This is a genomic window from Streptomyces sp. NPDC058295, assembly GCF_042880655.1.
In the GTDB taxonomy this organism is placed as follows: domain Bacteria; phylum Actinomycetota; class Actinomycetes; order Streptomycetales; family Streptomycetaceae; genus Streptomyces; species Streptomyces coriariae.
In genome coordinates this window covers 516660-523092 of record NZ_JBHVYO010000001.1, presented here as the reverse complement: position 1 = coordinate 523092, position 6433 = coordinate 516660, and the positions used below count along the sequence as shown (strand labels likewise).

Annotated in this window: 3 protein-coding genes; all 3 read right to left on the bottom strand. The window is 74.1% G+C overall.

Annotated elements, in window-relative coordinates; translation table 11 throughout:
* Window positions 1-46: 46 nt before the first annotated feature.
* Window positions 47-4168 carry a ribonuclease E/G gene (locus tag ACFVYS_RS02315; protein WP_389497992.1) on the bottom strand — a complete coding sequence of 1374 codons (4122 nt, stop codon included), beginning with the start codon at window positions 4166-4168 and terminating at the stop codon, window positions 47-49.
* Between the two features lie 277 nt (window positions 4169-4445).
* Window positions 4446-5210: a TIGR03936 family radical SAM-associated protein gene (locus ACFVYS_RS02310; protein ID WP_389497991.1), complete on the bottom strand. Its 765-nt coding sequence runs from the start codon at window positions 5208-5210 to the stop codon at window positions 4446-4448.
* A gap of 48 nt (window positions 5211-5258) precedes the next feature.
* Window positions 5259-6401, bottom strand: a complete 1143-nt coding sequence (locus tag ACFVYS_RS02305) for a hypothetical protein (protein ID WP_389497989.1) — start codon at window positions 6399-6401, stop codon at window positions 5259-5261.
* Between the last annotated feature and the right edge of the window lie 32 nt (window positions 6402-6433).

Below are 6433 nucleotides of genomic sequence, written 5' to 3'. Positions count from 1 at the left end.
GGATACCGGGTGCCCGCGTCGCATCAGGGCAGGAGCGAAGCGGAGGTCAGTCCTCCGTCGAGGCCGAGACCGTCGGCTGGCCCTGCTGGGCCGCCGCCGTGGTCTTCGACACCGTCTTCGCGGCCTTCTTCGCCGTCGTCTTCTTCGCGACGGTCTTCTTCGCGGCCGTCTTCTTCACCGCCGCCGTCGTCTTGGTGGCGGCCTTCTTCGCCGTGGCCTTCTTCGCCGTCTTGCGCGCGGCCGCCTTCTTCACCGGAGCGGCCTCCGCCTCCTCGGCGGGCGCCTCGGTCTCCTCGGCGGGGGTCTCCACGACCGACGGCACGACCACGACGGCCGTCTCCTCGGACGCGGTCGGCGCGGTGGCCTTGCGCACGGCACGGCGCCGCGGGCGGGCCGGAGCCGCGCTCTCGACGACGGGCTCGGCGACCTGCTCCGCCTCGGGCTGCTCCACCGGAGCGGCCTCGGCGGCCGGGGCCGGCGCGACCGACGGCTCGGCGACCGTCAGCACGGCGGCCTCCGCCCCGGCGGGCGAACCGGCCGGCGCGGACACCTTGCGGGTGGCGCGACGACGGGTACGGCCCTTGGGCGCGGCCTCGTCGACGGGGGCCTCGGCGGCCGCGGCCTCGACGACCGGGTCCTCGACCGCGACCGGCTCGGCCTGCGCGGTGACCGCCTCGGCCGGCTGCACCGGACGCTCGGCCTCCGCCTCGGCGGTGACGTCCTGCGCGGTGGGCGCCTCGACGGCGGCCTCGACGGGCTCCTCCGCGGCGCTCGCCTCGAAGCCGCCCGCCCTGCGCGACGCGCCGCCCCTCGGCGCACCCGCCGGAGCGGACGCCCGGCGGCTCGCCCGACGGCGGCCCCGGCCACGCGTGGCAGAGGCCTCGGCCTCGGCGATGCTGCTGTACAGCTCCTCGTCCGGGGCGAACTCGGGGGCCGCGAGCGCGACCGGCTCGGCCACCTCGGCGGCGACCTCGGCCTCGCTCTCCGCATCCTGCCCGGCGCCCACGAGCAACTCGGCGACGTCGAGCGTCACCGTGTCGTGCTCGTGGTCGTGACCCTGTCCGTCGCCACCGCGGCCGCGCTTCTTGCGCTTGCCGCCGCCACCGACCGCGGTCGGCTGTTCCATGTGGACGATGACCCCGCGCCCGTTGCAGTGCACACAGGTCTCGGAGAACGACTCCAGCAGTCCCTGGCCGACCCGCTTACGGGTCATCTGCACGAGCCCCAGCGAGGTCACTTCCGCGACCTGGTGCTTCGTACGGTCGCGGCCCAGGCACTCCAGCAGGCGCCGCAGCACCAGGTCCCGGTTGGACTCCAGCACCATGTCGATGAAGTCGATCACGATGATGCCGCCGAGGTCGCGCAGCCGCAGCTGACGCACGATCTCCTCGGCCGCCTCCAGGTTGTTCCTGGTGACCGTCTCCTCGAGGTTGCCGCCCTGACCGGTGAACTTGCCGGTGTTGACGTCGACGACGACCATCGCCTCGGTCCGGTCGATCACCAGCGAACCGCCGCTGGGCAGCCAGACCTTGCGGTCCAGCGCCTTGGCGAGCTGCTCGTCGATCCGGTACGTGGCGAAGACGTCGACCTCGGAGGTCCACCTGTTCAGGCGGTCGGCCAGGTCGGGCGCGACGTGCGAGACGTACCCGTGGATGGTCGACCAGGCCTCGTCACCGCTGACGATGACCTTGGAGAAGTCCTCGTTGAAGATGTCGCGCACGACCCGGACGGTCATGTCCGGCTCGCCGTACAGCAGCGTCGGCGCGTTGCCGCCGTTCTTCGCCTTCTTCTGGATGTCCTCCCACTGCCCCTGCAGTCGCTCGACATCGCGGCGCAGCTCGTCCTCGCTCGCGCCCTCGGCGGCGGTGCGCACGATGACGCCCGCGTCCTCGGGGACGATCTTCTTGAGGATCGTCTTCAGCCGGGCCCGCTCGGTGTCGGGCAGCTTGCGGCTGATGCCGGTCATCGAGCCCTCGGGCACGTACACGAGGTAGCGGCCCGGCAGCGAGACCTGGCTGGTCAGCCGGGCGCCCTTGTGGCCGATCGGGTCCTTCGTCACCTGGACGAGAACCGACTGACCCGACTTGAGGGCGGCCTCGATGCGACGCGGCCCGTTGGCCATGCCGAGCGTCTCGAAGTTGACCTCACCGGCGTACAGGACGGCGTTGCGCCCCTTGCCGATGTCGATGAAGGCGGCCTCCATCGACGGCAGCACGTTCTGGACCTTGCCCAGGTACACGTTGCCGACGTAGGAGGTGGCCTGCTCCTTGTTGACGTAGTGCTCGACGAGCACGTTGTCTTCCAGGACGCCGATCTGGGTGCGCTCGCCGCTCTGGCGGACGACCATCACCCGCTCGACGGCCTCGCGGCGGGCCAGGAACTCGGCCTCGGTGATGATCGGCACCCGTCGGCGGCCCTGCTCACGGCCTTCCCGGCGGCGCTGCTTCTTGGCCTCGAGACGGGTCGAGCCCTTGATGGACTGCACCTCGTCGGACGGCTCGGAGGGCTTGCGCGGCTCACGGACCTTGACGACCGTGCGCTCCGGGTCCCCGTCGCTCTGCTCGGCGTCGGAAGAGGAGTCACCGGCACGACGACGCCGGCGACGGCGTCGACGGCTGCCGGCGGTGGAGCCACCGGCGTCCTCGTCGCCGTCCTCCGCGTCCTCGTCCTCCTGCTCGGCGGTGTCCTCGGCGTCCTGCGCGGCCTGCTCGGCGGCGAAGTCGTCGGACTCGGCCTCGCCGGAGTCCCCCTCACCGTCGGCGGCATCGCCACGACGGCGGCGACGGCCACCACGACGGCGACGGCGACGCGACCCGGTCTCCTCGGTGTCGTCGTCACTGTCGACGACGTCGTCGGCCTCGTCGGCCTCGTCGGCCTCGTCCGGCTCGGTCTCGGTCTCCGACTCGTCCGCGGCGGGGGCCGCGACGGGCGTGGCGGTGGTCCGGCCGGTCTCGGCCTCGTCGCCGACACCGGCGGCGCGGCGGCGACGGCGACGACGCGACCCGGTCGGCTCCTCCGGAGCCTCCTGGGTGACCTCGGCCTCTTCGGGCTCCTCGGCCTCCGGCTCCTCGGTCCCGGCGGCGGCGGCCTCGGCCGCGGCCCGCTGCGGCGTCTGGAACTGCGGCTCGGCGAACACGGGCGCCTGGAACACGGCGACCGCGGGCCGCGCGGGACGACGCGGCGCGTCGCCCTCCGCGCTCTCCTGCGAGGGCGCTGAGAAGCCAACGGCGGCCCGGCGGACCACACGACGGCGCCCACGACGGGAACCGGCGTCCTCGTCGGCCTGAGCGGACTCTGCGGTCTGAGCGGTCTCGGCGGCGGGCGTGGCCTCGGCCGGGGCGGCAGGCGCCTCGGGAGCCTTCGCCTCTTCGACGGGGGCGACGGCAGCGACGACGGCCTGCTCGGCAACCTCGGCCTCGGCGGGCGCGGTCACCCGACGCGTGGCGCGGCGGCGGGTACGGGGAGCGGGCTCGGCGGGCGCCTCGTCGGTCACGGCCGGAGCCTCTGCCTCGGCGGTGACGACGGGCGTCTCGGCCTCCGGCGCACCGGCGGGCGCGGTCGCCCGACGGGTGGCCCTGCGCCGGGTACGGGGAGCGGGCTCGGCGGGCGCCTCGTCCGTCACCGGGGCGACAGGCTCGGGCTCGGGCTCGACGGCGGGCTCGACGGCCTCGGCCGGGGCCTCGGAGGGCGTGGTCACGCGACGCGTGGCCCGGCGACGGCTACGGCGGGGAGCGGCGTCCTCGGCGGCGGCCTCCTCGGCGGGGGTTTCCTCCACTGCGGGCGCGCTCACCTCGGCGGCCACGGGCAGAACGGTCTCGGCGGCCTCGGCGGCGGCCGGGGCTCCGGCGGGCGCGGAGGCACGGCGGGTGGCCCGGCGCCGGGTGCGCGGCGCGGCCTCGGCGGCTTCCTTGGCCTTGGTGTCGGCCGTGCCGTCGGCCTGAGCGGTCTCGGTGACCTCGTCTTCGAGGTCCTCCTCCGCCAACTGCTCGGCGGACTCCACGGCCGGTATGGCCGGCGTGGTGATCTCGGCCGAGGCGTCGGCGGCGGCGACCGGCGGACCCGCCGGCCGGGAAGCGGCACGGCGCCGACGACGCGGCGGCAGGGTGTCGCTGGGGGTGTTCGCTTCGGAGTCCGTTGCGGACTCTGCGGATTCGGTTGGCTCGAGCATGCGGGCGTTTCTCCCGTCAGGCTCCCGGGCGCCGCACCTGGTCCGGCGTCGATCACGAGGGATCGATCGCCGTTGACGTCCGCGGCTCGCGCGATGCGCGGTGCCGCCGTCCGGGGCGCGGGCGCCGCACGGGAGCTCTCTGTGTCCTGTCTCGCCGGTTCCGTACGCCGAATGCGTACGGCCTGGCGAAAGTCTTCTGGTCGGTTCGCCGCCCGACCCAGGTGGCTCCCGAGTACGAGGGCGGCGCTACGACGTACGTTCCTTCGCGGAACCTTCCCTACGCGGGCGCCTTCGCGGTGGCAGCGGGTTCGGCCGTTGTGGGGGCCTGAGCTGCCTCGCGGTCGGGCGCGAGCGGGTCGGTCACCGTGCCGGTCTCTTCATCGAACAGCCCCTGCGCCAGCCTGGTCACCGCAGCGGGGACCGGCGGCGCCAGGTCGGCCACGGCGCGAAGACCGGACAGGACGTCGTCGGGTCGTACGGCAGGCGTCACGTGCCGAACAACCAGCCGCAGTATCGCACAGGGCTGGTCCGTCGGCCTATCAGCGGGTTCACTGTGCGTCTCGAGTTGTACGACGGCGGACCGGGCGTCGAAGGTTCGGACGCCGTTCTTGGCCATCCGCTGGACCTCGACGGCGTCGGCCTTGTTGAAGGCCTCCACCGCGCGATCGGCGTCGGCCGGGTCCACCCCGACCAGCCGCAGCTCCCATACGGAGGCCGTCAGCCGGTCGGCGAGACCCGAGGTCCGGGCCTCGACCGCGTCGACGACGTCGAGCCCGGTGGGCAGCGACTCGTCGAGGAGGATTCTCAGCTTCTCCGGGTCACGCGCCGCGGTGAGCGCGATCTCCAGATACTCCGCCTCACTGCCCGTGCCGGTGGGTGCGGCATTGGCGTACGACACCTTCGGATGCGGCGTGAACCCCGCCGAGTACGCCATCGGCACCTCGGCACGGCGCAACGCACGCTCGAAGGCGCGCTGGAAGTCACGGTGGCTGGTGAACCGGAGGCGGCCGCGCTTGGTGTAGCGCAGTCGGATGCGCTGCACCGCGGGTGCGGGCGGCGGGCCTTCGGGCTGTCGCTTGCCCAGTGTCGTTCAGTCCTTCGTGAGAGCGGTCGTACTCCTACCAAGAGTACGTGTCTCGGCCCCCGATGGTTCCCGCCGGCCGACCGCCTCCCGCTCCCGCGACTCCCCGAAGAGCATCCGGCGCACGTCCGCGCGGGCCTGCCGGGCGGTCTCCCGGGCGGCGGCCAGGGTCTGCCGGGTGGCCCGGCCCACGCTGCGCGCTGCACGGGCGGCGGGACGCAGCACGACGTCCCGGACGACATGCCCCACCGGCGTGAGGACGGTCCGGTACACCCAGCGCACGGGCTCCACGAAGATCCACCGGAGGAGGGTCCCGAGGAACCGTCCGACGGCCCGCGAGATCCGTCCGGCGATCCGCCAGGCGTGCCCGAGGGCCTCTCCCACCTCCCGCGCGACGACCGCCAGGAAGCGGCCGACGGGGGCGAGCACCCAGCGCCACAGGGCGAGCGCGGGCAGCGCGACCAGGATCCGGGCGGTCCAGTACAGGACCAGGCCGATCCCGGTGACGAGCAGCGTCAGAAGCCGCCACACCCCCTGCGCGCACCAGGCGATCGCCCGCCCGACCGGCGCCAGGATCCACCGGTGGACCCAGCCGGCCGGAACGACGACGAGGTACCGCACCAGCCACGCCACGACGGTGTACGCGCCGACCCCGACGGCTGCGAGAACGGCCCCGATCCCCTTGAGCAGCCACCGGCCCGCATGCCCGACCGGCGTCAGCACGCGCGCGTACACCCAGGCCAGCCCGGCCCCGATCCCGCGCGCCAGCCACGCGATGCCGTGCCCGACCGGAGTCAGGACGTACCGGTAGGCCCACACCGCCGGCACCACGAGCAGCACCTCGACGAGCCACCCGAGCGCTCTGCCCACCGGGACGACGGCATACCGCCACAGCCCGATCAACGGCCAGACGAACAGCGCCTTCCCGAGCCACAGCAGGGCCCGTCCCAGCGGCCGGAGCACCGCGTCCCGGAGCAGCCGCCCTACGACGACGAGCGCGTCCCACACCATCCGCACCGGCACGACCAGCACGAGCACGACGATCCGCACGGGCAGCCGGATCGCCACCACGAGGCACCCCTCGGGCGCCCGCACGGGCGGCTGCGCGGGCGGTCCGGCGGGCTGTCCGGCGCGCGGTTTCTCCAGGTCCATAACGACGTAGACGCTACAACCAACCCGGTGGA

What these genes read in the sequence shown, in the direction of transcription:
- ACFVYS_RS02305 (WP_389497989.1), bottom strand. Translation starts at nt 6,401, where the DNA reads ATGGACCTGGAGAAACCGCGCGCCGGACAGCCCGCCGGACCGCCCGCG.
- ACFVYS_RS02315 (WP_389497992.1), bottom strand. Translation starts at nt 4,168, where the DNA reads ATGCTCGAGCCAACCGAATCCGCAGAGTCCGCAACGGACTCCGAAGCG.